25 protein-coding genes and 1 riboswitch are annotated in these 24,061 nt (G+C 69.3%); of the genes, 16 read left to right on the top strand and 9 right to left on the bottom strand.

From position 1 onward, the window contains the following. Positions 1–16: 16 nt before the first annotated feature. The 4 genes from ACQKLX_RS06570 to ACQKLX_RS06555 all read right to left on the bottom strand — a co-directional run bounded on the left by ACQKLX_RS06570 (position 17) and on the right by ACQKLX_RS06555 (position 3,947). Entirely contained in the window at positions 17–574 is a 558-nt protein-coding gene (locus ACQKLX_RS06570) for a hypothetical protein (protein ID WP_057189182.1), read from the bottom strand. Further along, positions 571–2,127 carry a hypothetical protein gene (locus ACQKLX_RS06565; protein WP_427360577.1) on the bottom strand — a complete coding sequence of 519 codons (1,557 nt, stop codon included), beginning with the start codon at positions 2,125–2,127 and terminating at the stop codon, positions 571–573. The genes ACQKLX_RS06570 and ACQKLX_RS06565 overlap by 4 nt, the downstream gene beginning before the upstream one ends. A gap of 186 nt (positions 2,128–2,313) precedes the next feature. Next, on the bottom strand, positions 2,314–3,264 hold the full coding sequence (locus ACQKLX_RS06560; RefSeq protein WP_427360575.1) for a hypothetical protein: 951 nt from the start codon (positions 3,262–3,264) through the stop codon (positions 2,314–2,316). Positions 3,265–3,311: 47 nt separating this feature from the next. After that, the gene (locus ACQKLX_RS06555) at positions 3,312–3,947 is read right to left on the bottom strand and encodes an OmpA family protein (RefSeq protein ID WP_427360573.1); all 636 of its coding nucleotides are present in this window, start codon (positions 3,945–3,947) and stop codon (positions 3,312–3,314) included. A 294-nt stretch (positions 3,948–4,241) separates the two neighbouring features. Between ACQKLX_RS06555 and ACQKLX_RS06550 the strand changes: the two genes are divergently transcribed. Beyond that, entirely contained in the window at positions 4,242–5,186 is a 945-nt protein-coding gene (locus ACQKLX_RS06550; protein ID WP_427360571.1) for a hypothetical protein, read from the top strand. A 12-nt stretch (positions 5,187–5,198) separates the two neighbouring features. Here ACQKLX_RS06550 and ACQKLX_RS06545 read toward each other — a convergent pair whose 3' ends face one another. Continuing rightward, on the bottom strand, positions 5,199–6,170 hold the full coding sequence (locus ACQKLX_RS06545; protein WP_427360570.1) for a D-2-hydroxyacid dehydrogenase: 972 nt from the start codon (positions 6,168–6,170) through the stop codon (positions 5,199–5,201). Between the two features lie 105 nt (positions 6,171–6,275). Beyond that, positions 6,276–7,280: a threonine-phosphate decarboxylase CobD gene (gene cobD / locus ACQKLX_RS06540; protein ID WP_427360568.1), complete on the bottom strand. Its 1,005-nt coding sequence runs from the start codon at positions 7,278–7,280 to the stop codon at positions 6,276–6,278. Between cobD and cbiB the strand changes: the two genes are divergently transcribed. Next, positions 7,279–8,259, top strand: a complete 981-nt coding sequence (cbiB, locus tag ACQKLX_RS06535; RefSeq protein ID WP_427360566.1) for an adenosylcobinamide-phosphate synthase CbiB — start codon at positions 7,279–7,281, stop codon at positions 8,257–8,259. The genes cobD and cbiB overlap by 2 nt on opposite strands. On the opposite strand, the gene cobO is transcribed toward cbiB, so the two are convergent. Both cobO and cobU read right to left on the bottom strand, forming a co-directional pair. Continuing rightward, the gene (gene cobO / locus ACQKLX_RS06530; RefSeq protein ID WP_427360564.1) at positions 8,256–8,867 is read right to left on the bottom strand and encodes a cob(I)yrinic acid a,c-diamide adenosyltransferase; all 612 of its coding nucleotides are present in this window, start codon (positions 8,865–8,867) and stop codon (positions 8,256–8,258) included. The two genes, cbiB and cobO, sit on opposite strands and share 4 nt — an antisense overlap. Then, a complete protein-coding gene (gene cobU, locus ACQKLX_RS06525; RefSeq protein ID WP_427360563.1) occupies positions 8,867–9,379 on the bottom strand; it encodes a bifunctional adenosylcobinamide kinase/adenosylcobinamide-phosphate guanylyltransferase in 513 nt (170 codons plus the stop codon). The genes cobO and cobU overlap by 1 nt, the downstream gene beginning before the upstream one ends. 58 nt (positions 9,380–9,437) lie before the next feature. Beyond that, positions 9,438–9,618: riboswitch (cobalamin riboswitch) on the top strand. A gap of 35 nt (positions 9,619–9,653) precedes the next feature. On the opposite strand from cobU, the gene ACQKLX_RS06520 reads away from it, so the two are divergent. The 9 genes from ACQKLX_RS06520 to cobJ are packed head-to-tail and all read left to right on the top strand — an operon-like array spanning position 9,654 to position 19,019. Further along, the gene (locus ACQKLX_RS06520) at positions 9,654–9,827 is read left to right on the top strand and encodes a CbtB domain-containing protein (RefSeq protein WP_082613285.1); all 174 of its coding nucleotides are present in this window, start codon (positions 9,654–9,656) and stop codon (positions 9,825–9,827) included. 11 nt (positions 9,828–9,838) lie between these two features. After that, entirely contained in the window at positions 9,839–10,594 is a 756-nt protein-coding gene (locus ACQKLX_RS06515) for a CbtA family protein (RefSeq protein WP_427360560.1), read from the top strand. Positions 10,595–10,641: 47 nt separating this feature from the next. Further along, complete coding sequence (locus tag ACQKLX_RS06510) at positions 10,642–11,067, top strand: DUF1636 family protein (RefSeq protein WP_427360558.1); 426 nt, start codon at positions 10,642–10,644, stop codon at positions 11,065–11,067. Continuing rightward, on the top strand, positions 11,064–12,113 hold the full coding sequence (cobW, locus tag ACQKLX_RS06505) for a cobalamin biosynthesis protein CobW (RefSeq protein ID WP_427360557.1): 1,050 nt from the start codon (positions 11,064–11,066) through the stop codon (positions 12,111–12,113). Before ACQKLX_RS06510 ends, cobW begins: the two co-directional genes overlap by 4 nt. A 4-nt stretch (positions 12,114–12,117) precedes the next feature. Then, a complete protein-coding gene (gene cobN, locus ACQKLX_RS06500) occupies positions 12,118–15,555 on the top strand; it encodes a cobaltochelatase subunit CobN (protein WP_427360555.1) in 3,438 nt (1,145 codons plus the stop codon). Next, the gene (gene cobG, locus ACQKLX_RS06495) at positions 15,552–16,835 is read left to right on the top strand and encodes a precorrin-3B synthase (RefSeq protein WP_427360553.1); all 1,284 of its coding nucleotides are present in this window, start codon (positions 15,552–15,554) and stop codon (positions 16,833–16,835) included. Before cobN ends, cobG begins: the two co-directional genes overlap by 4 nt. A 14-nt stretch (positions 16,836–16,849) precedes the next feature. After that, on the top strand, positions 16,850–17,482 hold the full coding sequence (locus tag ACQKLX_RS06490; RefSeq protein ID WP_427360551.1) for a precorrin-8X methylmutase: 633 nt from the start codon (positions 16,850–16,852) through the stop codon (positions 17,480–17,482). Beyond that, complete coding sequence (locus ACQKLX_RS06485; protein WP_427360549.1) at positions 17,479–18,231, top strand: precorrin-2 C(20)-methyltransferase; 753 nt, start codon at positions 17,479–17,481, stop codon at positions 18,229–18,231. Before ACQKLX_RS06490 ends, ACQKLX_RS06485 begins: the two co-directional genes overlap by 4 nt. Next, positions 18,228–19,019: a precorrin-3B C(17)-methyltransferase gene (gene cobJ, locus ACQKLX_RS06480; RefSeq protein ID WP_427360547.1), complete on the top strand. Its 792-nt coding sequence runs from the start codon at positions 18,228–18,230 to the stop codon at positions 19,017–19,019. The genes ACQKLX_RS06485 and cobJ overlap by 4 nt, the downstream gene beginning before the upstream one ends. Here cobJ and ACQKLX_RS06475 read toward each other — a convergent pair. Beyond that, the gene (locus ACQKLX_RS06475) at positions 18,962–19,723 is read right to left on the bottom strand and encodes a cobalt-precorrin-6A reductase (RefSeq protein WP_427360545.1); all 762 of its coding nucleotides are present in this window, start codon (positions 19,721–19,723) and stop codon (positions 18,962–18,964) included. The two genes, cobJ and ACQKLX_RS06475, sit on opposite strands and share 58 nt — an antisense overlap. On the opposite strand from ACQKLX_RS06475, the gene cbiE reads away from it, so the two are divergent. Genes cbiE through bluB form a run of 5 tightly spaced genes read left to right on the top strand, consistent with a single transcriptional unit; the run spans position 19,722 to position 24,061 of the window. Next, positions 19,722–20,972 carry a precorrin-6y C5,15-methyltransferase (decarboxylating) subunit CbiE gene (gene cbiE, locus ACQKLX_RS06470; RefSeq protein WP_427360543.1) on the top strand — a complete coding sequence of 417 codons (1,251 nt, stop codon included), beginning with the start codon at positions 19,722–19,724 and terminating at the stop codon, positions 20,970–20,972. The two genes, ACQKLX_RS06475 and cbiE, sit on opposite strands and share 2 nt — an antisense overlap. After that, the gene (locus ACQKLX_RS06465) at positions 20,969–21,355 is read left to right on the top strand and encodes a cobalamin biosynthesis protein (protein ID WP_427360542.1); all 387 of its coding nucleotides are present in this window, start codon (positions 20,969–20,971) and stop codon (positions 21,353–21,355) included. The genes cbiE and ACQKLX_RS06465 overlap by 4 nt, the downstream gene beginning before the upstream one ends. Then, positions 21,352–22,119, top strand: coding sequence for a precorrin-4 C(11)-methyltransferase (cobM, locus tag ACQKLX_RS06460; RefSeq protein ID WP_427360540.1), 768 nt, complete (start codon positions 21,352–21,354; stop codon positions 22,117–22,119). Before ACQKLX_RS06465 ends, cobM begins: the two co-directional genes overlap by 4 nt. Next, on the top strand, positions 22,116–23,441 hold the full coding sequence (locus ACQKLX_RS06455) for a cobyrinate a,c-diamide synthase (RefSeq protein ID WP_427360538.1): 1,326 nt from the start codon (positions 22,116–22,118) through the stop codon (positions 23,439–23,441). Before cobM ends, ACQKLX_RS06455 begins: the two co-directional genes overlap by 4 nt. Next, positions 23,438–24,061, top strand: coding sequence for a 5,6-dimethylbenzimidazole synthase (gene bluB, locus ACQKLX_RS06450; protein WP_427360537.1), 624 nt, complete (start codon positions 23,438–23,440; stop codon positions 24,059–24,061). The genes ACQKLX_RS06455 and bluB overlap by 4 nt, the downstream gene beginning before the upstream one ends.

Below are 24,061 nucleotides of genomic sequence, written 5' to 3'. Positions count from 1 at the left end.
GGCAGCGTCCCTGACCTTACAGCAGATAAACGCCCGCGAGCGGGTTGGCGAGCATCAATCGCAGCAGATCGCGTTCGGCATCCTGCCGCGGCAGGTCGATGACGATGTGCTTGTCGACCGGCGCCGGCAGCGGCAGGCGGACCACGCCCTCGATCGAGACGACCTCGATCATGGTCGGGGCGGGATCGGTCTCCGACAGGCACTGGATGACCAGGGCCGGCGGCGCATCATCCTCCTCGATCACGTCGAGCTCGAAGGAGCCGATGCGGCGATGGGTGGCGCTGCTGTCATAGGCGGCGGCGGCGAGCTCGCTGCGCGCCACGGCCTGGAAGGAGAGCAGGCGACGATAGAGCCGCGCGGCTTCCGGATCGGTACGGATGGCGCGCTCCGCGGCGAAGTTGACGGGCTCGCCACGGACGCGGCGGGCATGCGCCCAAAGGTCGGCGCGGCTGATGCTCGCGGCAGCTGCCTCTTCCGGCTCGGCGCTCGCGAGCGCCGCCAGAACCAGACGGGCCGTGGCGCGGCCGACGCGGGGGTCGTCTTCGAGCGGACCCTGGTTGAGGAACTCTGTCATGGCCGTTTCGATCGCCCTTGATAACGCTGCGAGAAGACGTCGGTGAACCGCGCCTCGTCGCTGGCGGCCTGGGCTACCAGGTCCGTCGTTTCGCCAAAGCGCTTCTGTTGCCTGTTGATCCGGTGCAGGGCTGCTGCGACCGTTCTCAGTGCTCCCCCATGCCTTGCGAAGATCAGCGTCAGTTTCGCATCGTCGATCCGGAAACTGGCGCGGTCATGGCGCCAGCGCCGCAGCAGCTTCTGTCCCTCGGCCGTGGCAGCCTCGCTCTGCAGGCCCTCGATTGCCTCGAGCGCGTTGCCGATCAGCAGTAATTCGTCGAGGCGCTTGCCCAGCGCGGCGAGCGCCGCACCGATGCCGGCATAGTCGAAAGCCTCCGGGCTCTGGTCGACCTGACCGCGATTGGAGCCGGCGATACGGCGGCTCGCCTCGACCAGACGGTTCTCCCAAGGCGCGACGGCGCGCGAGCGCACCAAGGTCAGCGGCTGCTCATGGGCGAGCGGCAGGATCGCGAGCGCCCGACCGATCGCTTCGCGCTCCTCCTTGTTGAGGAATTTCGGTTCGGCCGGCAGGCGCATCAGGGCAGCGTAGACGCGCTCGCGCACGACGCCGTCCTCGTCTTCCTCTTCCGGCTCCTCGTCCTCGTCAGGCTCCTCCTCTTCGAGTTCGCCGAGAATCGCCTGATGGTCGAGCCAGGCGATCAGCGCCTCCTCCGGATTTTCCGAGGGCTGACGCGCCATCAGCGTCTCCATCGAGGCCGGCGCCATGAAGTCGCGGCGGCCGACGCTGGAGCGTTCCTCACGCATGAGCGCGCTGAAGCGCTCGGCGAAGCGGGCGAAGCTCCAGGTCTCGCCATGCAACAGGGCGAAGCTCCAAAGCGAGATCAGATCGTCCGGATCGAACTCGCGCTGGCGCTCACGCCGGCCGGATGCATTGAGGAAAGCCTCGCGCTGGCGGATCAGGTCGGCGAAAGCGAGCAACGGCAGATGGCGCCGGCGCCAGGCCCGCATGAAGCGCGCCGGCTCCTGCACCGCGCGCTTCAGCCCGTCCTCGTCGAAGGCCGACAGGGCGAAGACGGCGTCGAGCGCAGTGCGCAAGGCCGCAAGACCGCCCTCGGAGCGTTCATCGGCCTCCGCCGCGAAGAGGAAATCTGCGAGGCCGAGCGCGCGCCTGATCCGGCTCCAGGAGAAGGAGCGGCTCTTCGCCTCGCCCTTGCCGCCATAGGACAGGACGATCTCGGCCGCCGAAGCCTCGATGGTCGCCCCGGCGAAGGTGGTGCGGACCGGGCCCTCCTGGCGCAGCGGCCGCAGCAGGATGCCGCTCTCGTCGAGCATGCAGCCGATGGCGGCGTCCCGGGCCGGCATGCGCGGGCCCATGGTCAGCGCACCGAGCGAGAACAGCACCTGCAGCATGTCCCAGAGCGGCAGGTCGGCATTCTCCGAGCCGCCACCCGTGATCGCAAGAACGAATTTCTCAGTGTCCCGCGCGGAGAACCGACGCGAAGACGCGATCGTGCTGATCTCCGCGACCCGTGCCGGGTCAATGCCCCAATCCATATCTCAAATATCCGCATCGAACGCCGGCCCGACGGTGGCGAACGGAAACCCTGCCCATTCCGTTCGCGCCAGGTCGGCGCATATTGCTGCCACAATTAACGTAACAAGCCGCCCGGTCTATGTCGACCGGGCGGCTTTTTCGTAGAAGCGAGCCGGGATTTATGGTTACCTGGCTGCTGGCTCGGATCAGCGGGTCGGCACCTTGGCGACGACGACCCGGTTGCCGGAGAAATTGACCTGACCGTTCAGACCGACCAGCTCCAGCATCAGGCGGAAGTTGCGGGTCAGGCGGGCCGAGTCGGCCGAGGTGGTGTAGAAGAAGTCGGCCGAAGTCGACGTCGTCTGCGTGGCGCGATGGGCGCGGTAGCAACCCCAGCGGACGAACTCGCCCTCGATCCGGTCGACCTCCGTGGCGGTGAAGTCACGCAGCTGGATCATGTAGTCGGTCGGCAGGCTGTTGCAGCCGTCGCCGCCAGCCGCGACCGGAGCCGCACCACCGCCAGCGCCACCGCCGAGCACGATGCCATCCTTGCCGACAGCCGCGGCGCCACCACCGGAGGGACGGGCGAAGCCCTCGAGCTTCTGGGCGATCGCCGCACCGAGATCACCGGCGAGGAGGCGCGAATGGGTGCCGACCGTCTCGAGCAGGCACTCGGCGCTGCAAGGGTTCGGCAGCGCCGGCAACTGGAAGCCGCCAACCTCGAAGGCCGCGATGAACTGGCCGGAGCGGACATTGAGCACGCGGCCGGCGATGCGGATCTCGGGGAAGCGGATATCAGCGGCCACCGCGCGGCGGGCCGAAGCGTAGATCTGGTAGACGACCATGGCGTCGACCGGAGTCGGGACGGCGCGGGCGATCTCGATCAGCTCGGCGTCGCGGCGGCGGACCCGGGCGGTCGGGGCGATGCCCAGCGACACGCTGGTTTCGTCATAGACCTGGAAGCCGCGGGTGTTGAGGTACTCCGAGAGCTGGAGCTGGACCCGGTTGAAGATGCGGTTGTTGCGCGGAACCGTATCCGGATCGGCGTCGTCCGACATCACCAGAAGGTTGATGCGGGAATTCGATTGGGCGTGGGCGACGGCTGCGAAGGACAGCAGCAGCGCGAAGCCGAGCATGAGACGCTTGAACAAAGCCATGACGGTGCCCCCTGAGGCAAAGGTTGTTTCGGGAAGACGGTAGAAGCTCAGCCGGTAATGGCGATGACCTCGACGCGGCGATTGACGGGCGAATAGGGGCTGCGCGGGTTGCGCAGCATGTCAGGGCCGAAGCCATGAGCGACGAGGCGGCCCGGCGAGATCTCGCCGTAGGAGACCAGCCAGTCACGCACCGCGGCGGCGCGATCCTGCGAGAGCTCGACATTGTAGTCGTAGCCGCCCTCGGCGCTGGTGTGGCCGGCGATCAGGAAGCGCTGATCGAGCAGGATCGGATCGCGCAGCGCCAGAGCGAGGCGGAGCAAAGTGGCCTCGGCGCCGCGGCGCAACGACGCCGAGTCGTTGTCGAAGAAGACGGTGACCTCGACCCGGCGGGTCAGGTCGATCACGACATCCGAGCCGTAGCCACGAGGATGAACCCGGCGCGGCACCGGCGCGACGCGGCGGACCACGACCCGGCCGCCGCCACTGCCGCCACCGCTCCTGCCGCCCGGCACGCGATCATGCGGCGCCAGTGAGCGCAGGATATTGGTCGCACCCTGATCTGTCTGCGCCAGTGCGGGAACGGCGCTGAGCAGCGGTAGCGTAAGCACAAATCCACCGAGTGCGCGGCGCGACATCATCTGGGGAAGCTCGGTGCTGTCCTTGCGCTCATCTGCGTTCTTCATAGCCAGACCCCCTGTTTATCCTCTCTTCGCATAGTCCAGTAGCCTCGACAATGCGACGGCCGGCTCGGGCGAGACGGGACGCGGCAATGGCGTTGCCCGAGCTTTGCCGCTGTTTGCCGGATTTTCGCGTCGCACCGCATTTTTTCCTGAACAGTGGATGAATGCGCGGCCTCATACGCGCGCGCGTTCGACATTCACGCGCCGCCCTTGCGCAGGCATTCGCGAAACCGGCTCAGGGTCTGCCAAGGGCCAGGCAACGTGCCCAGCGCACACCCGTTCATGAGGAGACCCGCCATGGGCTTCCAGTTCGACAAGACCGCCCGCCTGCGCATCGCCGTCGCGGCCCTCGCCGTCATCGTCTCGGCCGGCGCCGGCTTCGCCCAGACCGAGGGTGGTAACCCGGATGCACCGAAGGTCGCCGAGCGGCCGCAGTCGCTGAAGCTGGAATTCTCCTCGCGTACCGTCTCGCTCGGCGTCGCCCAGGCGGCCCGCGAGATCATGACGACGCGCCAGATCGCCTTCGCGCCCGGCAGCTGGGAGGTCACCTCCGAGGCGCGCCGCGCCATCACCCAACTGCGCGATGTCTTCCGCGGCAACGCCCCGAAGGGTGCGCCCTTCGCCATCCTGGTTTCCGGGGGCGACGAGGTGGTCAATTATCGCCGGGCCCGCGCGCTGCGCACCCAGCTGATCGAGATGCAGCTCGAGGATGCCGCCAAGGTGGCGATCGCCGCCCGCGCGACCGGCGAGGGCCAGGCCAATGACGACGGCAAGGCCCGCGTCGACCTCGTTCCGCTCGACCCGGCCCGCTGCGGCGGCTGCGGCGATGTCCCCTTCCGCACGCTCGTCCTCGACACCGGCGTGCAGAAGCTGGTGCGCGCCAGCGCCGAGGATGTCGTCGTCCCGGCCTCGCAGGTCGCCGGCAAGGACGGCAAGGAGACCGCTGACGTCGCCGCGGCGCCCGTGCCGCCGGTGCGCCAGCAGGCCACCGAGAAGGCGCCGCAGCGCGTCCAGGCACCACGCCAGGCTCAGAAGCTGGCGCTCGATCGCTCGGCCGAGCCGCGCTATGACGGCCGCACCGTCCTGGTCGAGCCCGACGACTACGGCCAGCAGCGTCGCCGCATCTCCCGCAGCGTCAACCGCAGCGGCTGCCAGATGCCGGACATCATCATCGACGACTACTATCCGGGTGGCCCGCTCGTCGGCTGCGACGGCAGCTACGGCCCGCGCCCACGCTGGTAAGCGCGAAGCAGCTCAGACGATCTGATTGAGCAGCGCGGCCTCGCCGCGCTCCAGCCGGCCGAGATTGTCGAGCAGGATATCGACGACATTGCTCTCATAGGCGCGGGTCTCGCCCGCGCTATGCGGCGTCAGCAGCACCTGCGGCATGCCCCAGAGCGGCGAGCTTGCCGGCAAGGGTTCCTCATAGACGCAGTCGATACCGGCGCCGGCGATGCGGCCGGCTTCGAGCGCGGCGATCAGTGCCGGCTCGTCGACGACGCGGCCGCGCGCGACATTGATCAGATAGGCCGAAGGTTTCATCGCCGCGAGCGCGGCGGCATCGATCAGCCCTTCCGTCTCCGGCGTCAGCGGGCAGGTCAGCGCGACGAAATCGGCCTGTGCGAGCGCGCCATGCAGTTCTGCCGGCGGCACGATCGTCTCAACATTCGGCTCCGAGTTCGGCCGACGGCGCACGCCGATGACGCGCATGCCGAAGGCGGAAGCAAGCGCCGCGAGCCTGAGGCCGATGCGGCCGAGGCCGACAATGACCAAAGTGCGGCCGCCCAGTTCGTCTTCACGGCGCGAGCGGTCGCCAATCATCGGCCGCCAATAGGCCTTCGCCTGGTTGTCGCGGGCGAGATGAAGCTGGCGCGCCAGCGCCAGGATCAGCGAGATCGCATGCTCGGCGACGGCACGCTCATTGCCGCCCTGAGCACTGGCGAGGCGCACGCCCGCCGCAGCCAGCCTCTGCTTGTCGAACTGGTCGGTGCCGGCGCTGATCGACTGGATGAAGCGCAGCTTGCCGAGCCCATCGAGCATGTCATTGCGCCAGAGGCCGGAGACGACCAGCACGTCGGCTTCCGGCGCACGAGCCCTGAAATCGTCGAGATTGCGGACCTCGAAGCTCGTCGCCGCTCCGTTGCGGGCGAGATACTCGTCGCGCATCTGGTAAGCCGGATGGGCGAAGCCGATGGTCAGGGCGGACTGCTTCGGCCAGGGCTGCATGCGTCTTCTCTCCGGGTCACTGGAATCACCTGACGATAGCGGCGGGGCGCCGCTTCGTCCCGTACTACCCCGCATGCGCCGGCTGCGAGGAGCGCGCAGCGCGGTTCAGTCCGACATGAGCGCCTGCGCCAGCCGCGGCCAAGCCGCCTCGTCCCCCGGCAGGCCGAAGCGCAGGCGCGAGGGATCGTGCTGGAAGCGGCGGACATAGATGCCGGCGCGGCCGAGCCGCTCGAACAGGGCCGGCGCCTGCGGCGTCTGGAGCAGCCGGTAGAGCACGGTACCGCCGACGACCCGGCCATGCGGGGTAAGAAGGGTATCGAGCCGCGTGCTGTCGGCAGCACGGGCTTCGCCGGCTTTCGACAGCCAATCGGCATCGTCGAGTGCGACGGCCCCGACATGCAGCGCTGGCCCGGCCACCGCCCAAGGACCGAGCATCGCCTGCAGAGCATCGATGCAACGCGCCTCACCGACCGCGAAGCCGAGCCTGAGGCCCGCCAGCCCATAGGCCTTGCCGAATGAACGCAGCACCACTGCCCCTTCCGGCAGGATCGGCAGCAGGCTCATCTTCGGCACGAAATCGGCGAAGGCCTCGTCGACCACCAGAAAACCGCCTCGCGCGGCGAGCGCGGCAGCCAACTCAACCAACGTTTCCTGCGGGACGACACGCCCGTCCGGATTGTTCGGATTGACCAGCACGACAACGTTCGCATCGCCGATCTCGGCGAGATCACCGATCTCGCGCACGGTAGCACCCGCCTTGCGCCAGGCCGGTGCGTGTTCGCCATAGGTCGGGCCGAGCACGGCGACCTTCGCGGCCGGTACCAGACGCGGCAGCAATTCGATCAGGATCTGCGTGCCCGGCGCGGCGACGAGGCCGCTTTGCGGACGAATGCGATAGGCCTTGCGGGCCGCCGCGAGCAGCGCCGCCTCGTCGGTCTTGCCCGGCAGGCGCTGCCATAGGCTTAACGGCAGCTCCGGAAGCGGATAGGGGATCGGGTTGATACCGGTCGAGAGATCGATCCAGGGTTTTGGCGCCTGCGGGAACAGCGCCTTGGCCGTGGCAAGATCGCCGCCATGCCAGATCGCTTCCTTCGTCTCCCCGGCCGCCATGTCGCTCTCCGCAAGCCTGCCGCTCCTCCTCGCCGCCCTCCTGATCGAGGCGGCGATCGGCTATCCGGCGCGCCTGTTCGCATGGATCGGCCATCCCGTCACCTGGATCGGCGCGCTGATCGGCTGGCTCGATCGCAGCCTCAACCGCGAGAGCATGAGCTTCGCGATGCGGCGAATGGCCGGCGTCGGTGCAGTCCTGGTCTTGCTCGGGGTGACGCTCGCAGCTTCGCTCGCCCTGGTCGCGCTCTGCCGCCTCGCCGGCCCGCTCGCTTTGCTGCCGCTGGCGCTGCTGGCTTCGAGCCTGCTGGCTCAGCGCAGCCTGCATGAGCATGTCGCCCGCGTCGCCGAGGGGTTGGAGCAAGGCGGGCTCGCTGGGGGACGCAAGGCGGTTTCGATGATCGTCGGCCGCGATCCGGAGAGCCTCGATGAAGCCGGTGTCGCGCGTGCCGCGATCGAGAGCCTCTCCGAGAACTTTTCCGACGGCATCGTCGCGCCGGCCTTCTGGCTCGGCGTCGGCGGCCTGCCGGGCGGGGCGCTCTACAAGGCGATCAACACCGCCGATTCGATGATCGGCCACAAATCGCCGCGCCATCTCGCCTTCGGCTGGGCGGCGGCGCGGCTCGACGATATCGTCAACCTGCCGGCTTCGCGGCTGACCGCGCTGCTGCTGACTATCGCCGCGGGGCTCGACCGCCAGGCCGATGCCGGCTCTGCCTGGCAAGCGGTCCGCCGCGATGCCGGGCGCCATCGCTCGCCCAATGCCGGCTGGCCGGAGGCGGCGATGGCCGGCGCGCTCGGGCTGCGCCTCGCCGGCCCGCGCGTCTATGGCGCAGTCAGGGTCGAGGATGGCTGGATGGGTGATGGCCGGGCCGAGGCGACGGCGGCGGATATCAGGCGAGCGCTTGCCCTCTATCGCCGCGCCTGCCTGCTGCTCTGGGGGTTGGCGGCGGTTGGAAGCGTCGCCGCGTTCGCCCTTTAGAACTCGATCCCTTCCTGCGCCTTAACCCCGGCGGCGAAGTGATGTTTCACCAGCGTCATTTCCGTCACCAAATCAGCGGCCTCGATCAGCTCGGGCTTGGCGTTGCGGCCGGTGACGACGATGTGGAGGTCGGGTCGGCGCGCCTGCAGCGCCGCGACGACCTCCGCGAGCGGCAGGTAGTCGTAGCGCAAGGCGATATTGAGCTCGTCCAGCACCAGCAAACGGATGCCCTCATCCGCCATCAATTCCCTGGCTTTATCGAAAGCTCGGGTCGCGGCGGCGATGTCGCGGGCCTTGTCCTGCGTCTCCCAGGTGAAACCCTCCCCCATGGAGTGCCAGGAAATCTGATCGCCGAAGGCTTCCAGCGCCTTGCGCTCGCCGGTCGACCAGGCGCCCTTGATGAACTGGACGACGCCGATGCGCCAGCCATGGCCGAGCGCCCGCAGGATCAGGCCGAAGGCGGCAGTCGACTTGCCCTTGCCGGGGCCGGTGTTGACGATCAGCAGGCCCTTCTCCAGCGTCTTGCCGGCGACCTCGGCGTCCTGCACCGCCTTGCGCTTTTCCATCTTCGCCTTGTGGCGGGCGGCATCCTCGGCCTCGGTCGTCATCACTTCACCTGCATCGGCAATCCGGCGACCATGAAGACCACGCGCCCGGCCTGTGCCGCAAGCCGCTGGTGGAGGCGACCAGCCTCGTCGCGGAAGCGCCGGGCAAGCGCATTGTCCGGTACGATGCCGAGACCGACCTCGTTCGAGACCAGCACGATAGGCGCGCTGGCCTCGCGGCAGGCGGCGACGAGTTCGCCGGTTGCGATCGCGATGTCGCGCTCGGCCAGCAGCAGATTGGTCAGCCAGAGCGTCAGGCAATCGACCAGGATGGGCTGTCCCGCCCGGGCATTGCGGATCGCCTCGGGCAGGGCAACGGGTGCATCGACCGTCTGCCAGTCGCGGGAGCGGCGGGCGCGATGCTCGGCGATCCGGGCGCGCATCTCATCGTCATAGGCCTGGGCGGTGGCGATATAGGTCCAGGGCGCCGGCAGCGCCTCGATCAGCGCCTCGGCATGACGGCTTTTGCCGGAACGGGCTCCGCCGAGGACCAGAGTGAGCGGGGGAAGGGTCATGCGTGCCGCCATGCGCTTTCGGTCATGGCACTGCATTGCACAGTGCCTGCCGGATGGCTAATGATCGTCGGTGACGGTGCCTCGACAACGAGGTGAAAAGGGAACGCGGTGAAAGGCCGCGGCTGCCCCCGCAACTGTAAGCGGCGCGTCCTGTGCCATCGGCCACTGGGTTTTCCCGGGAAGGCGGAGCAGGACACCAAGTCGTGAGCCAGGAGACCTGCCGTCTTTCGATGTCGTCCAGCAGGCTGCCGGTGGGGTGGCCAGGAGTGAACCAATGAACACCGCAACCGTCACCAGTCAGGCCAGCGTTTCGGAGCGGGCGAAAGCCGTCGCCGCCGCGCTGATCCTCGGCTTCGTGCTGATCTACACCGTCGGCTTCGCCGCCTCGTCCACTGTCCACAACGCGGCGCACGACACCCGTCACGGCCTCGCCTTCCCCTGCCACTGAAGGGGAAGCACATGATCACGCGTGTTCTCACGGTCAGCGTCCTGGCCGGGCTTCTGGCTGGGCTGCTGATCTCGGCGCTCCAGCACGTCACCACCACCCCGCTGATCCTCAAGGCCGAGACCTATGAGGCGGCGCTGCGCATGCAGGGCGCGCCGATGCAGGCCGCCTTCACCGGCGAAGCCCGCATCCACCTCGCTCACAACGACCCGAAAGCCGGGGCGGACCATACGGGCGAGCACGAATGGAAGCCGCAGGACGGCCTGCAGCGCACCGCCTTCACCAGCCTGGTGACGATCGGCACGGCGATCGGCTTCGCCGCGCTGTTGCTGGCCGGAATGATCGCCGCGAACGAACAGATCGACCAGCGCCGGACCCTCGCCTGGGCCATCTGCGGCTTCCTCGCCTTCGGGCTTGCCCCGGCGATGGGGCTGGCGCCGGAGCTGCCGGGAGCAGCCGCGGCCGAATTGCAGCAACGCCAGCTCTGGTGGCTGCTGACGGCTGTGGTCACCGCCGGCGCGCTCTTTGTGTTCCTGCGCGTCGAGGCCTCCTGGGCGCGGGCGCTCGCCGTGCTGGCGCTGCTGCTGCCGCACCTGATCGGCGCGCCGCATCCGGCCGCTCCGGAAAGCAAGGTGCCGGCCGAGATCGCCGCGCATTTCGCCGCGCTTTCGCTCGCCATCCAGGCCGCGCTCTGGCTCGTCACAGGCTTCGCCGTCGGCGTGCTCTGGCCGTGGCTCGCTCGCCGCAGCACCACCGCTGTCGCGGCCTGACGCCTCGCGCGGCCGGCAGCGGCGCGCCAATCCAAGGAGGCGTTTCGATGCTCGAAGGCGATCTCGCCCTCGCGACGCAAGTCCGGCAGGAGCCGGGCTGCACCATCCATGTCTGCACCACCTGCCGGCGCCCGCGCGAAGACCTGCCGGAGGGCTATGACCAGCCCGGCCTCGGCCTCGCAGCTGTGCTTTCCGAACGCCTCGCCGGCAGCGGCATCGCCGTCGTCCCGGTCGAATGCCTTTCCGTCTGCAAGCGGCCCTGCACGATCGCGCTCGCGGCCGAGGGCAAGTGGACCTATCTGATCGGCGATCTCGACGCCGGTCTTCATCTCGACGAGATCGTCAGCGGGGCGGAGAAATTCGCCGCCAGCGCCAACGGCATCGTTCCCTGGAAGGAAAGACCCGCTCCGTTCCGCAAGGGCGTGGTCGCGCGCGTGCCTCCGTTGCCGCGCCAGCAAGGATCAGATCAATGAACGCTCCGCAGAATCCTGCTCTCGGCAAGGTGCCGTGCACGATCATCACCGGCTTCCTCGGCGCCGGTAAGACTACCCTCGTCCGTCATCTGCTCGAGAACGCCGGCGGCAAGCGCCTCGCCGTGCTGGTCAACGAATTCGGCGATCTCGGCTTCGACGGCTCCTTCATCGCCGGCTGCGGCATCGAGGGCTGCACGCAGGAGGACATCGTCGAACTGCCGAACGGCTGCATCTGCTGCACCGTCGCCGACGATTTCGTGCCGGCGTTGGAGGCGCTGCTGAACCGGCCGAACCCGCCACAGCACATCCTGATCGAGACCTCGGGCCTCGCTCTGCCGAAGCCGCTGGTCAAGGCCTTCAATTGGCCGGCGATCCGCAGCCGCGTCACCGTCGACGGCGTCATCGCCGTGGTCGACGGGCCGGCGGTGGCCGAGGGCCAGTTCGCCGATGATCCGGAAGCACTGAAGGCGCAGGCGGCGCAGGACCAGGCGGTCGACCACGACAACCCGCTGGAAGAGGTGTTCGAGGACCAGATCCTCTGCGCCGACCTGATCCTGCTCAACAAGAGCGACCTCGTCGACGCGGCAGGCCGCGAGCGGGTCAAGGCCGAGATCGCCCAGCATTTGCCCAAGGCGATCAAGGTGGTCGAGACGGCTCATGGCAAGGTCGAGCCGGCGCTGATCATCGGGCTCGGCGCCGCTGCCGAGGCCGATCTCGCCGCCCGCCCCTCGCATCACGGCGAGGGCGAGGATCACGACCATGACGATTTCGACAGCGTCGCGCTGCCGCTGCCCCAGGCCGGCTCGCCGGAAGAGCTGGTCGCCCGCGTCGCCAAGGCGGCCGAGGCCGAGGGCGTGCTGCGCCTCAAGGGCTTCGCCGGCATCCCCGGCAAGCCGATGCGGCTGGTCGTCCAGGGCGTCGGCCGGCGCGTCGGCCATCATTACGACCGGGCCTGGGGCGCAGACGAAGCGCGCGACGGCCGCCTCGTGGTGATCGGGCTCAAGGGCTTCGACCGTTCCGCGGTAGAGGCTGCGCTCGCAGGCTGATGCGATGCATCTTCTCCCGACCAGCGAGGTGAGGCTCGACGACGGCGAAGACGCCGTCGACCTCGCTCTGCCGCCGGGAGACCTCGTCGTTCTCTCCTTCAGCGACAGCGACCTGTCGGCGCTGGCGGCGGCTGCGCCCGATAGCGGGCTCGATCTTCGCCTGGTGCCGATTCGGCGCTTCAAGCACCCGCTCTCGATCGACCTGCTGATCGAGAAGACGCTCGCCGGCTCGCGCTTCGTGCTGGTGCGCTGCCTCGGCGGGCTCGATTACCTCCGCTACGGCGTCGAGCAGATCGCCAGCGCTTGCCGGCAGCATGGCGTCGCACTGGCGGTGCTGCCGGGCGATGACCGTGAGGACGAGCGGCTCGCCGGCTACGACACAGTGCCGACTGAGTTCGCGGCAGATCTGCTCGGCTATTTCTATGCCGGCGGCGGCGCCGGGAACATGCGGCGATTGTTGGGGCGGGTCAGTGACTATCTCGCTGCGCGGCCCTCATCCGACCCGGCTTCGCCGGGCCACCTTCTCCCCCGAGGGGAGAAGGAGAAGCCAACGAAAGGCGCGGCAGCATTGACAGCCTCCTTCTCCCCTCGGGGGAGAAGGTCCCGGCAGGGGGATGAGGGCCCGCGCGACCTTGCCCCGATCCCACTCCCCACGCTCTTCGCTCTCGGCCCGAACGCGGCACCCCTGCCCTGGCGCGAAGCCCTAGCAATCCTGCCGGCGAACGCCCCCCTCGTCCCCATCCTCGTCTACCGCTCCGGCGTCGCCGCCGGCGACACGGCAATGGTCGAGGCCATCGCGGCAACCATCGCCGCGCGCGGCCTCGTCCCGCTCCCGCTCGCCCTGACCAGCCTCAAGGATGCCAGCGTCGCTGCCGAGCTCGCCGCCCTGATCGCCACCCGCAAGCCAGCGCTGATCGTCGCTACCACCGCCTTCTCTGCCCGCGACGGGGACGGTTTCGTGCTCGACGCCGCAGATTGCCCGATCCTGCAGGCTGTGCCGGTCGGCAGCGCGCGAGAGGCCTGGGACGCGTCGCCGCGCGGGCTCTCAGCCGCCGACCTCGCCATGCAGGCCGCCCTGCCGGAGTTCGACGGACGGCTCGGCGCCATTCCCGTCGCCTTCAAGGAGGAGACCACCGACCCGGCAACCGGCCTGACATTGCGGCGGCTCGCTCCAAATGCCGAGGGCATCGCAGCGCTCGCCGACCTCGCGGCAAACTGGGTCGCGCTCGGCCGCAAGCCGCGTAGCGAACGGCAGCTCGCTTTGGTGATGTCAGACTATCCGGCCCGGGGTGGCCGCGCCGGCTTCGCCGTCGGTCTCGACACGCCGGCGAGCGCGCTTGCGATCCGGGAACTGCTGGGTGGGGCGGGGTATGATGTCGGCCCAGCGGCATCCGACTCGGATGACGCGGACCTCATGCAGGCCCTCACCGAAGGCCCTGCCGATTTTTCTGTCCCGCTGGCCGGCTACCGCGCCTGGCTCGCCACCATCCCGGCCACGGCGCGCGAAGCTCTCTTCGTCAGCCACGGCCAGCCCGAAACTGACCGGGCCTGCGACGGCGAGGCTTTCCGTTTCCGGCTCGTGCGCTTCGGCAAGCTCGCCATCGCCCTGCAGCCGGTGCGCGACGCTTCGCCCGATCGCAAAGCCCGCTATCACGATCCCGATGCGCCGCCGGGCCATGCTTATCTCGCCTTCTATCTCGGCCTGCGCGAGGTCTTCGGCGCCGATGCGCTGATCCATCTCGGCACCCATGGCACGACCGAATGGCTGCCCGGCAAGGCCGTGGCGCTCTCGGCCGCGTGCTGGCCGCGGCTCGCGGTCGGCTCGCTGCCCGTGATCTACCCCTATGTCGTCGACGATCCCGGCGAGGCGGCGCCGGCCAAGCGCAGGCTCTCGGCTCTGACGCTCGGCCATCTGCCGCCGCCACTGGCGAGCCATGACGCCGGCGGCGAGGCCGCGCTGCTGCGCGACCTCGTCGAGGAATACTCACAGGCGCAGGTGCTCGATCCGCGCCGGGCCAAACTGGTCGCGCGCGAGATCCTCGACCGGGCCGAGCGCACCGGCCTCGCTGCGGCAAGCGGAGTCGCGCCGGATCAGGACATGGCGAGCGCGCTCGCGGCGCTCGACGCCCATCTCTGCGACCTCGCCGAGACCGCCTTCCGCGACGGCTTGCACATTTTTGGCTCCTCCGAGGCTGACCCGGCTTCCGCAGAGAACGAGCGCCGCAACCTGCTCAGGGCGATCGACGCCGGCTTCGTGCCGCCGGGTCCTGCCGGCGCGCCGCATCGCGGCCGACCCGACGTGCTGCCGAGCGGGCGCAACCTCTCGACGCTCGACCCGCGTGCCCTGCCGACCCGCTCGGCCGCCAGGCTCGGCGCCAAGGCGGCCGAAGCCGTCATCGCCAGGCATCTCCAGGACGAGGGCGATTATCCGCGCCGGATCGTCATGGACCTCTGGGCCTCGCCGACGCTGCGCTCGGGCGGCGAGGACATCGCCCATGCCCTGCATCTGATGGGCGTGGAACCGGTCTGGGACCATGGCTCGACCCGCGTCACGGGCTTCTCGATCATCCCGCAGGCCAAGCTCGCGGCGCCGCGGGCCGACGTCACCATCCGCATCTCCGGCGCCTTCCGCGACACCTTCCCGGCGCAGATCGCCTTGCTCGATGGCGCCGCGCGCGCCGTTGCCGCGCTCGACGAGCCGGACGACTGGAACGAGCCCGCCGCCGCCCGCCGCCGCGGCGAGGCGGGTGCACGCATCTTCGGCGCTGCGCCCGGCCGCTACGGCGCCGCCATGGCCGACCGGGCGCTCGACGGCGACTGGCAGGCGCGCGCCGAACTGGGCGAGGCCTATCTCGCCGCGACCAGCCATGCCTATGGCGGGCCGGATGGCACAGCGTCGCCTGATGAAAGCTTCACCACCCGGGTCAAGAAGGCCGAGGCCTTCGTCCATGTCAGCGACACTGCCGGCCGCGACATCCTGGAAGCGACCAGCGCCGCCGACGTGATCGGCGGCTTCGTCGCGGCAATGCAGGCACACGGCGGCAAGGCCGCGCTCTATAGCCTCGACACCTCCGATCCGCAGAAGCCAAAGGCGAGGACGCTGGCGGAGGATGTCTCACGCATTGTCCATGGCCGGCTCTGCCATCCCAAATGGATCGCGAGCCATCTCGCTCATGGCTGGCGCGGCGCGGCCGAACTGGCGGAGGCGGTCGATGCGCTCTTCGTCTATGCGGCTGCTACCGATGCAGTCTCGGACGGCCTGTTCGATGCGGTATTCCAGGCCTATTGCGGCGACCCCGCCATCTGGCAGGCACTGGAGCAGGCGAATGCGCCGGCCGCCGCTTCTATCCGCTCGCGGCTCGCCGAAGCGCAGGAACGCGGACTCTGGACGAGCCGGTCGAACTCGGCAGCGATGCTCTCGGGTCGGGAGGCAGCGGAATGAGCGCCCCGGCTCGCGAGACGATGCGGCGTGGCTGGTGCCCCGGTACCTTGCGGCCGATGCTGACCGGCGATGGCCTGCTGGTGCGCCTGCATCCACCGCGCAATGCGCTGACGCCGGACCACCTCGCTCATGTCGCAGAGCTCGCGAGCCGCCATGGCAACGGCCAGATCGAGATCTCCGGCCGTGGCAATCTGCAATTGCGCGGCATCCGCGAGGAGACACATCCGGCGCTGGTCGATGATCTGATCGAGGCGGGCCTCGTCGACGAAGCCGAGGGCGATGGGCCGAATAGGCTGGTGCTCACTTCGCCGCTTGCCGGACGGGCGGCGGATGATCTGCTCGACGCAGCCGCACTGGCAGAGACAGTCGAGCGCGCCGGCCGCAGCGTCACCGGCCTGCCAGCGAAGTTCTCGATCGTGGTGGATGGCGGCGGCGCGCTGGCGCTCGATGGTTTTGCCGCCGATGTGAGGCTGCATGCCATTACGGCCAAGACGATCGCCTTCGGCCTGCCGGGCGATCTCTGGTTCGGACCGGCTCGCCCGGACGAGGCGGCCGCACTCACGGCCCGGTTGCTCGACGGTTTCGCTGCAGAGAGCAGGCGGAGTTCGGGACAAATCCGCCGCATGCGCGACCTCGGTCGAGACCAGTTGACCGCACTGGCTACATCCTGTGGGCTCCGCGACATGATAGCGCCAGCCGCTCGCTCAAAACCGAGCGGAATAGGCGTTGTCGCCGAAAGCGGGAACACCGTCGCCGTGCTCGCTGGATTGCCCCTCGGCCGGACGGATGCCGAGGGCTTGCGCCGCCTCAGCGAACTCGCCCGCGAAGCCGACGTCCGCGAGATCAGAGTGTCGCCCTGGCGTGGCTTCGCCTTCTGCGGCTTCTCGGCTGACGCAGCGAGCACCTTGCAGGAGGCGTTACGCAGCGAAGGCCTGATCGTCGAAGCGAACGATCAGCGCCTTTCAGTTTCGGCCTGTACCGGTTCGCCCGCCTGCGCCCGCGGCGAAGCCTCCGCACTGGCCGACGCCACCGTTCTTTCCGACGCGATCGCACCGCTGCTGACTGACGGCCTCAGCCTCCACGTCTCCGGCTGCGCCAAGTCCTGCGCCCATCCCGGCAGCGCCGACCTCACTCTGGTCGGCCGCGACGGGCGCTATGACGTCATCGTCGCCGGCAGTACCGACGATGCCGCCATCGCCCATCTTTCGCTGGGGGAACTTGTGCGCCGGCTCGAACCGGGTCAGGACATCCGCGCGCGACTGGAAGCGTCGCAGCATTAGAAGCAGGTTGGAAGTTGAACACGCGTCACGCCTATATCCGCGACGGAGCCGCGATCTATGAGCGCTCCTTCGCCATCATCCGGGCCGAATCCGACCTCACGCGCTTTTCCGGCACGGCGGAGCGCGTCGTCGTCCGCATGATCCATGCCTGCGGCATGACTGATCTACCGAAGGACGTGGCGATGTCGCCGGATTTCGCCGCAGCCGCCGAAGCCGCGCTGGCACGGGGCGCACCGATCCTCTGCGACGCCCGCATGGTCGCCGACGGAGTCACCCGCGCGCGCCTGCCGGCCAGGAACGAGGTGATCTGCACACTGCCCGACCCCTCCGTGCCGAAATTGGCCGAGGAAATGGGCACGACGCGCTCGGCCGCGGCGATGGAGCTGTGGCGCCCACATCTCGCCGGTTCTGTGGTCGTGATCGGCAATGCGCCGACCTCGCTGTTCCGCCTGCTCGACATGCTCGACGAGGGCGCACCAAAGCCGGCGGCGGTGATCGGCATTCCCGTCGGCTTCGTCGGCGCAGCGGAGTCGAAGGAGGCGCTGGCGCAGGACGGGCGCGTGCCCTTCCTCGTCGTGCACGGACGGCGCGGCGGCTCGGCCATGGCGGCCGCGGCCGTCAACGCGCTGGCGCAGGTGAAGGAATGAGCGGCGTGAGCGATCAGGCGCCCCGCACCCTGCTCTACGGCGTCGGCCTCGGCCCCGGCGATCCCGACTACATGACGGTGCGCGCCCGCGACATCATCCTCAAGGCGGACCGGCTCGTCCATTTCTGCAAGCGCGGCCGGCGCGGCAATGCCCGCATCACCGCCGACGCCATCATCGCGCCGGATCCGGCCCGCGAGATCGAGCTCGCCTTCCCCGTGACGATCGAGGTTCCGGTCGAGGACGAGGGCTATACCGGGCCGATCGCCGCCTTCTACGACGAAGCAGCCGAGCAGCTCGCCGGCGAGATGGCTGATGGCCGCAGCGTCGCCGTGCTCTGCGACGGCGACCCGTTCTTCTACGGCTCCTTCATGCATTTGTGGCGCCGCCTCGCCCATCGCTTCCCGACCGAGGTGGTGCCGGGCGTCACCGGCATGGCCGGCGCCTGGGCCCGCGCCGACGCGCCGATCAGCTGGGGCGACGACGTGATGACGGTGGTGCCGGGCACGCTCGCCGAGGGCGAACTGACGCGCCGCCTCGCCGACACCGATGCCGCCGTGATCATGAAGCTCGGCCGCAACCTGCCCAAGGTGCGCCGGGCCTTGCAGGCGGCGGGACTGATCAACCGCGCCATCTATGTCGAGCGCGCCACCATGGCCGGGCAGGTGGTGACCCGCCTCGCCGAGAAACCCGACGACGAGGCGCCCTATTTCTCGATGATCCTCGTCCCCGGCGAAGGGCGACGGCTGTGACCGGCTCGCTCGCCATCATCGGTCTCGGACCCGGCGAGGCGCGCTATCTCACGCCCTCCGCATCGACGGCGCTCGAAGCTGCCAGCGATCTCGTCGGTTACGGCCCCTATCTCGATCGCGTCCCGGCACGTACGGGCCAGACCAAGCATGCTTCCGACAACCGCGTCGAGGTCGAGCGCGCCCGGCATGCGCTGATGCTGGCGGCGGAGGGCAAGGCCGTCGCGGTCGTCTCCGGCGGCGATCCCGGCGTCTTCGCCATGGCTGCCGCCGTCTTCGAGGCGCTGGAAGCGGGCGAGCCGGACTGGCGCACACTCCAGATCACGGTCGAGCCCGGCATCACGGCGATGCTGGCGGCAGCGGCCAAGGCCGGCGCGCCGCTCGGCGGCGATTTCTGCGCGATCTCGCTCTCGGACAATCTCAAGCCCTGGGAGGTCGTCACAGCGCGGCTCGCTGCGGCCCTGTCGGCCGATTTCGTGATCTGCCTCTACAACCCGATCTCGAAGGCGCGGCCCTGGCAGCTTGGCAAGGCGCTGGAGCTGGCGGCGACGATCCGTGCAGCGGAGACGCCGGTGATCTTCGCCCGCGCCGTCGGGCGCCCCGATGAGAATTTGCGCATCCTGCCCCTCGCCGAGGCCATTGCCGCAGCCGGGACCGCCGACATGGCGACCCTAGTGATGATCGGCGCCAGCGCGACGCGGTTGATCGCCCGCGAGGGCGAAAATCCGATCGTCTATACGCCGCGCTCGGTGACAAAGAGCCCCTGCGTCACCAGCCAGGGCAGGACCTGATCGATATGCTCGACGGTCTCGACATCGGGCTTGGGCGGCCGCTCCACCATCACCACCGGCAGCCCGAGCCGGCGCGCCGCGACGAGCTTGCCGAGCGTCATCGGCCCGCCGGCATTCTTGCTGACGAGGACCTCGACGCCCTCCTCCCGCATCAGCTTCTCTTCCGCCGCGGCTTCGAACGGACCGCGCTGCTGCAGCACCTTGGCGTGAGGCAGCGGCAAGTCACCGACGGGCTCGATCACCCGGATCAGGTAATGATGGTGCGGGGCGGCGAAGACATGCGGCAATTCGAGCCGGCCGATGGTCAGGAAGACCCGGCGCGGCTCATCACCGAGCGCCTCGACGGCGGCGTCGATGTCGGGCACGCATTTCCAGCGATCCCCGTTCTGCGGTTTCCAGCTTTCGCGCCTGATCGCCAGCAGCGGCACGCCTTCCGCCTTGCACGCCGCCTCGGCATGATACGGCATGATCGCGGCGAAGGGGTGGGTCGCGTCGATGACGGCGACGACGCCCTCCTCAACGAGATATTGCCTGAGGCCGGCAATGCCGCCGAAACCGCCGATGCGGGTCGGCAAGGACAAGGGACGCGGGTCGGACGTATGGCCTGCGAGCGAGATCACGGCGCGAATCTCGGGTGCCTGTTCGGCCAGGAGCTGGTCGAGCGCAGCCGCTTCGCTGGTGCCGCCGAGGATGAGGACCGTCATGGAACAGTTTTCGCCTGAAACCGCCACGCTGTCGAGCGCACCGCCCGGACCCTGGCTGTCGCTGGTCGGGCTCGGCGAGGATGGCCGCGCCGGTCTCTGCGCAGAAGCGCTGGCCGCGCTGGAGGGCGCCGAAATCGTCTTCGGCGGCGAGCGCCATCTCAAATTGATCGGCGATGTGCCCGGCGAGGCGCGGCCCTGGCCGCAGCCCTTCCGCAACGCGCTGCCGGCAATCCTGGCCGAAAAAGGCCGCAATGTCTGCGTCCTCGCGACCAGTGACCCGTTCCATTACGGCATCGGCGCCGGGCTGACCAAGGCGGTGCCGGCAGCGGAGATGCGCGTCATTCCGCAGCTCTCCTCCTTCTCGATGGCCTGCACGCGCATGCGCTGGCCGCAGGAGGAATGCGGGCTGGTCTCGCTGCATGGCCGTGCCCTTCAGAGGATCATCCCTTTTCTCCAGCCGGGCGCGCGGGTTCTGGCGCTGTCCTGGGACGATTCGACGCCGCTTGCCGTGGCCCAGCTGATGAGCGCCCGCGGCTTCGGCGAAAGCACGATCACCGTGCTGGAAACGATCGGCGGCCCGAACGAACGCATCCGCGAGGCCCGCGCCGACAGCTTCGCGCTCGACGGCATCGTGCCGCTCAACCTGCTGGCGATCGAGGTCGTCGCCAGCCGCGACGCCCGCATCCTGCCGCTGGTGACCGGGCTTTCCGACGACTGGTTCGAGCATGACGGCCAGCTCACCAAGGCCGATATCCGGGCGATCACGCTCTCGGCGCTGGCGCCGCGTGCCGGCGAACTGCTCTGGGATATCGGCGCCGGTTCGGGCTCGATCGGCATCGAGTGGAGCCTGCGCCACCGCCATAACCGCGCGATCGCCTTCGAAGAGCGACCGGAGCGCGCCGCCCGCATCGCCCGCAACCGCCTCGCGCTCGGCGCACCGCCGCTCGAGGTGGTCGAGGGCAAGGCGCCCGAGAGCTTCGCCGGCAAGGCCGCGCCGGACGCCGTCTTCATCGGCGGCGGGCTGACCGATCCCGGCGTTTTCGAAGCCGCCTTCGCAGCGCTGAAGCCACGCGGCCGCCTGGTGGCGAACGCGGTGACGATCGAGGGCGAGGCCAGGCTGGCCGCGCTGTTCTCGGCCCATGGCGGGAATCTCCGCCGCATCGGCGTCTCGCATCTCGACCCGATTGGGACGATGCATGGCTGGCGTGCCCAGATGGCGGTGACGCAATGGCGGGTGGTGAAACCGTGAGCGGCATCACCGCCGGCATCGGCCTGCGCCCAGGGACGTCGGAAGCCGATATCGAAGCCTGCCTGGCGCAGACGCTCGCCGCAGCCAACCTGCCGCCGGGCGTGATCGAGCGCCTCGCGACCTTGGCCTCGCGCCAGGGCGAACCGGGACTGACCGCGTTGGCTCAGGCCCATCACCTGACCCTCGTCGCTATCCCCGATGAGGCGCTCGCCGGCTTCGAGGCCGCCTGCGCCACGCGCTCGACCCGGATCTCGGGGCTCTACGGCGTCGGCTCGGTAGCCGAGGCAGCCGCGCTCGCCGCGGCCGGGCCGGGCGCCACCCTGATCCAGCCGCGCATCGCCACCGCTCGCGTCACCTGCGCTCTCGCCCGGAGCGCCGCGTGACCGTCCATTTCATCGGCGCCGGACCAGGCGCAGTCGATCTCATCACCTTGCGCGGGCGCGAACTGATCGGCGCCTGCCCGGTCTGCCTCTATGCGGGCTCGCTGATCCCCAAGGCGATGCTCGGCTGGTGCCCGCCCGACGCGCGCATCGTCGACACCGCCCCGCTCGATCTCGACGCCATTGTCGCCGAAATTCAGGCGGCCCATGCCGCGGGCAAGGACGTCGCCCGGCTGCACTCCGGCGACATCTCGATCTGGAGCGCGACAGGTGAGCAGATGCGCCGGCTCGACCAGCTCGGCATCCCCTATGAGATCACGCCCGGCGTGCCGGCCTTCGCCGCCGCCGCCGCCGCGCTCAAACGGGAACTGACCCTGCCCGGCGTCGCGCAATCGCTGGTGCTGACGCGCACCTCCGGCCGCGCCTCGGCCATGCCTGAGAGAGAAAAGCTGGCGACCTTCGCGGCCTCGGGCGCGACGCTCGCCGTCCATCTCTCGATCCATGTGATCGAGCAGGTCGTCGCAGAGCTGACGCCCTTCTACGGCTCTGGCTGTCCGGTCGCGATCGTCTTCCGCGCCTCCTGGCCGGAGGAGCGCATCCTGCGCGGGCGGCTGTCAGATATCGCCGACAAGGTCCGGGCGGCCGAGCTGGAGCGGACCGCGCTGATCCTGGTCGGTCCGGCGCTGGCGGCAGAAGACTTTTCCGAAAGCGCGCTCTATTCGACCGGCTATGATCGCCGCTTCCGGCCGCGCGGAGGCCAGGGATGACCGCGCAAGGCCTGCTCATCGCCGCGCCGCGCTCCGGCTCGGGCAAGACCACGATCACGCTCGGCCTGCAGCGGGCGCTCACCCGGCGAGGCTTCAAGGTCCGCGGACTGAAATGCGGGCCTGATTATATCGACCCAGCCTTCCACGCCGCCGCGACCGGGGCGCCCAGCGCCAATCTCGACAGCTATGCGATGCCGGACGCCCTGCTCGGCCAGATCGCCAGTGAAGCGGCTGGTTCTTCGGACGTCGTCATCGCCGAAGGCTCGATGGGGCTGTTCGACGGCGTGCCGGGCCCAGACGGCCATACCGGCACCGGCGCCGACATCGCAGCGCTACTCGGCTGGCCGGTGGTGCTCGTCATCGACGTCTCCGGACAGGCGCAATCGGCCGGCGCGGTTGCGCTTGGCTGCATGCTCTATGATAAGCGTATCCGCATTGCCGGGGTGATCCTCAACAAGGTCGCGAGCGAGCGCCATCGGCGGCTTGCCGCTGCCGGCATGGAGCGGATCGGCCTGCCGGTGCTCGGCGCACTGCCGCGCGAGGCGAGCCTGATCCTGCCCGAGCGCCATCTCGGGCTCGTCCAGGCCGGCGAGACCGAGGACCTGCATCAGCGTCTCGACGCGCTCGCCGAAGCCGTCGCAGCGGCAGTCGATCTCGATGCGATTATCGCGGCAGCCGAGGCGACGACTTTACCGGTCGCCGGACGAGCGGCAGCGCCATTGCCCGCGCCTGGCAAGCGTCTCGCCATCGCCCGCGACGCCGCCTTCAGCTTCGTCTACCCGCATGTCGAAGCGGGCTGGCGGGCGCTGGGGACCGAGCTCGTGCCGTTCTCGCCGCTCGCCGACGAGCCACCACCTGAAAGCTGCGATGCCTGCTGGCTGCCGGGCGGCTATCCCGAGCTGCATGCCAGCCGGCTCGCCGGCGCGTCGCGTTTTCTCGGCGGTTTGCGCGACTTCGCCCGGACCCGTCCGGTCCATGGCGAGTGCGGCGGCTACATGGTTTTGGGCAAGAGCCTGACCGATGCCGACGGGGTCAACCATGCCATGGCGGGGCTGCTCTCAGTCGAGACCAGCTTCGCCAGGCGCAAGATGAATCTGGGCTATCGCAATGCGATACTTGCGGCTGACGGGCCGCTCGGACCTGCGGGCGGGTTCCTGAGCGGACACGAATTCCATTACGCGACCGTGATCTCGCAAGGCGAGGACCCGGCCTTCGCGGTGGTCACCGATCCACACGGTTCGGCGCCCGCGCCCGCCGGCAGCCGCCGCGGCCTCATCTCCGGCTCCTTCTTTCACGCGATCGCGGTGAGGGAGGGGGCGTGAGTACCCCGCCCGTCTTCGATGACGGCTTCCGAGACAAGCTCGGCGAGCTCTTCGCCTGGCGCCGTGACGTCCGGCGCTTCCGCCGCGAGCCCGTGCCGGACGTGCTGCTGACGACGCTGCTCGATCAGATGCAGCTCGCGCCCTCGGTCGGTCATTCGCAGCCCTGGCGCTGGGTACGAGTCGATGGGCCCGACCAGCGTCTCGCGGTACAGGCGAGCTTTTCGCGCTGCAATGCCGATGCGCTCGCGGATTACGAGGGCGAGCGCGCCGCGCTCTATGCGCGCCTCAAACTCGAAGGCCTGTGCGAGGCGCCGGTGCAGTTCGCGGTGTTCTGCGACCACGCCACGGCGCAGGGCCATGGCCTCGGCCGGCGGACCATGCCGGAGATGCTGGACTATTCGGTCGTCGCGGCGATCACGCAGTTCTGGCTCGCCGCCCGGGCTCATGGGCTCGGCCTCGGCTGGGTCTCGATCCTCGACCCGGCCGAGATCGCTGGGATCACGGGTGTGCCGCCGGAGTGGAAACTGATCGGCTATCTCTGCCTCGGCTATCCCGAGGAGGAGCACGAGGTACCGGAGCTCGTCCGCGCCGGCTGGGAGAGCGATCCACGGCGGAACTGA

The sequence above is a fragment of the Allobosea sp. NPDC003192 genome (assembly GCF_050275675.1).
Taxonomy (GTDB): Bacteria; Pseudomonadota; Alphaproteobacteria; order Rhizobiales; family Beijerinckiaceae; genus Allobosea.
Note: the sequence above shows the minus strand (reverse complement) of the source record. Positions and strands in the feature narration are given on the sequence as shown.

What these genes read in the sequence shown, in the direction of transcription:
- ACQKLX_RS06545 (WP_427360570.1), bottom strand. Translation starts at nt 6,170, where the DNA reads ATGCAGCCCTGGCCGAAGCAGTCCGCCCTGACCATCGGCTTCGCCCAT.
- ACQKLX_RS06565 (WP_427360577.1), bottom strand. Translation starts at nt 2,127, where the DNA reads ATGGATTGGGGCATTGACCCGGCACGGGTCGCGGAGATCAGCACGATC.
- ACQKLX_RS06485 (WP_427360549.1), top strand. Translation starts at nt 17,479, where the DNA reads ATGAGCGGCGTGAGCGATCAGGCGCCCCGCACCCTGCTCTACGGCGTC.
- ACQKLX_RS06570 (WP_057189182.1), bottom strand. Translation starts at nt 574, where the DNA reads ATGACAGAGTTCCTCAACCAGGGTCCGCTCGAAGACGACCCCCGCGTC.
- ACQKLX_RS06550 (WP_427360571.1), top strand. Translation starts at nt 4,242, where the DNA reads ATGGGCTTCCAGTTCGACAAGACCGCCCGCCTGCGCATCGCCGTCGCG.
- ACQKLX_RS06510 (WP_427360558.1), top strand. Translation starts at nt 10,642, where the DNA reads ATGCTCGAAGGCGATCTCGCCCTCGCGACGCAAGTCCGGCAGGAGCCG.
- ACQKLX_RS06475 (WP_427360545.1), bottom strand. Translation starts at nt 19,723, where the DNA reads ATGACGGTCCTCATCCTCGGCGGCACCAGCGAAGCGGCTGCGCTCGAC.
- ACQKLX_RS06555 (WP_427360573.1), bottom strand. Translation starts at nt 3,947, where the DNA reads ATGAAGAACGCAGATGAGCGCAAGGACAGCACCGAGCTTCCCCAGATG.
- cobD (WP_427360568.1), bottom strand. Translation starts at nt 7,280, where the DNA reads ATGGCGGCCGGGGAGACGAAGGAAGCGATCTGGCATGGCGGCGATCTT.
- cobO (WP_427360564.1), bottom strand. Translation starts at nt 8,867, where the DNA reads ATGACGACCGAGGCCGAGGATGCCGCCCGCCACAAGGCGAAGATGGAA.
- cobG (WP_427360553.1), top strand. Translation starts at nt 15,552, where the DNA reads ATGAGCGCCCCGGCTCGCGAGACGATGCGGCGTGGCTGGTGCCCCGGT.
- cobU (WP_427360563.1), bottom strand. Translation starts at nt 9,379, where the DNA reads ATGACCCTTCCCCCGCTCACTCTGGTCCTCGGCGGAGCCCGTTCCGGC.
- cobW (WP_427360557.1), top strand. Translation starts at nt 11,064, where the DNA reads ATGAACGCTCCGCAGAATCCTGCTCTCGGCAAGGTGCCGTGCACGATC.
- cbiB (WP_427360566.1), top strand. Translation starts at nt 7,279, where the DNA reads ATGTCGCTCTCCGCAAGCCTGCCGCTCCTCCTCGCCGCCCTCCTGATC.
- cobN (WP_427360555.1), top strand. Translation starts at nt 12,118, where the DNA reads ATGCATCTTCTCCCGACCAGCGAGGTGAGGCTCGACGACGGCGAAGAC.
- ACQKLX_RS06560 (WP_427360575.1), bottom strand. Translation starts at nt 3,264, where the DNA reads ATGGCTTTGTTCAAGCGTCTCATGCTCGGCTTCGCGCTGCTGCTGTCC.
- ACQKLX_RS06515 (WP_427360560.1), top strand. Translation starts at nt 9,839, where the DNA reads ATGATCACGCGTGTTCTCACGGTCAGCGTCCTGGCCGGGCTTCTGGCT.
- cbiE (WP_427360543.1), top strand. Translation starts at nt 19,722, where the DNA reads ATGGAACAGTTTTCGCCTGAAACCGCCACGCTGTCGAGCGCACCGCCC.
- ACQKLX_RS06455 (WP_427360538.1), top strand. Translation starts at nt 22,116, where the DNA reads ATGACCGCGCAAGGCCTGCTCATCGCCGCGCCGCGCTCCGGCTCGGGC.
- ACQKLX_RS06520 (WP_082613285.1), top strand. Translation starts at nt 9,654, where the DNA reads ATGAACACCGCAACCGTCACCAGTCAGGCCAGCGTTTCGGAGCGGGCG.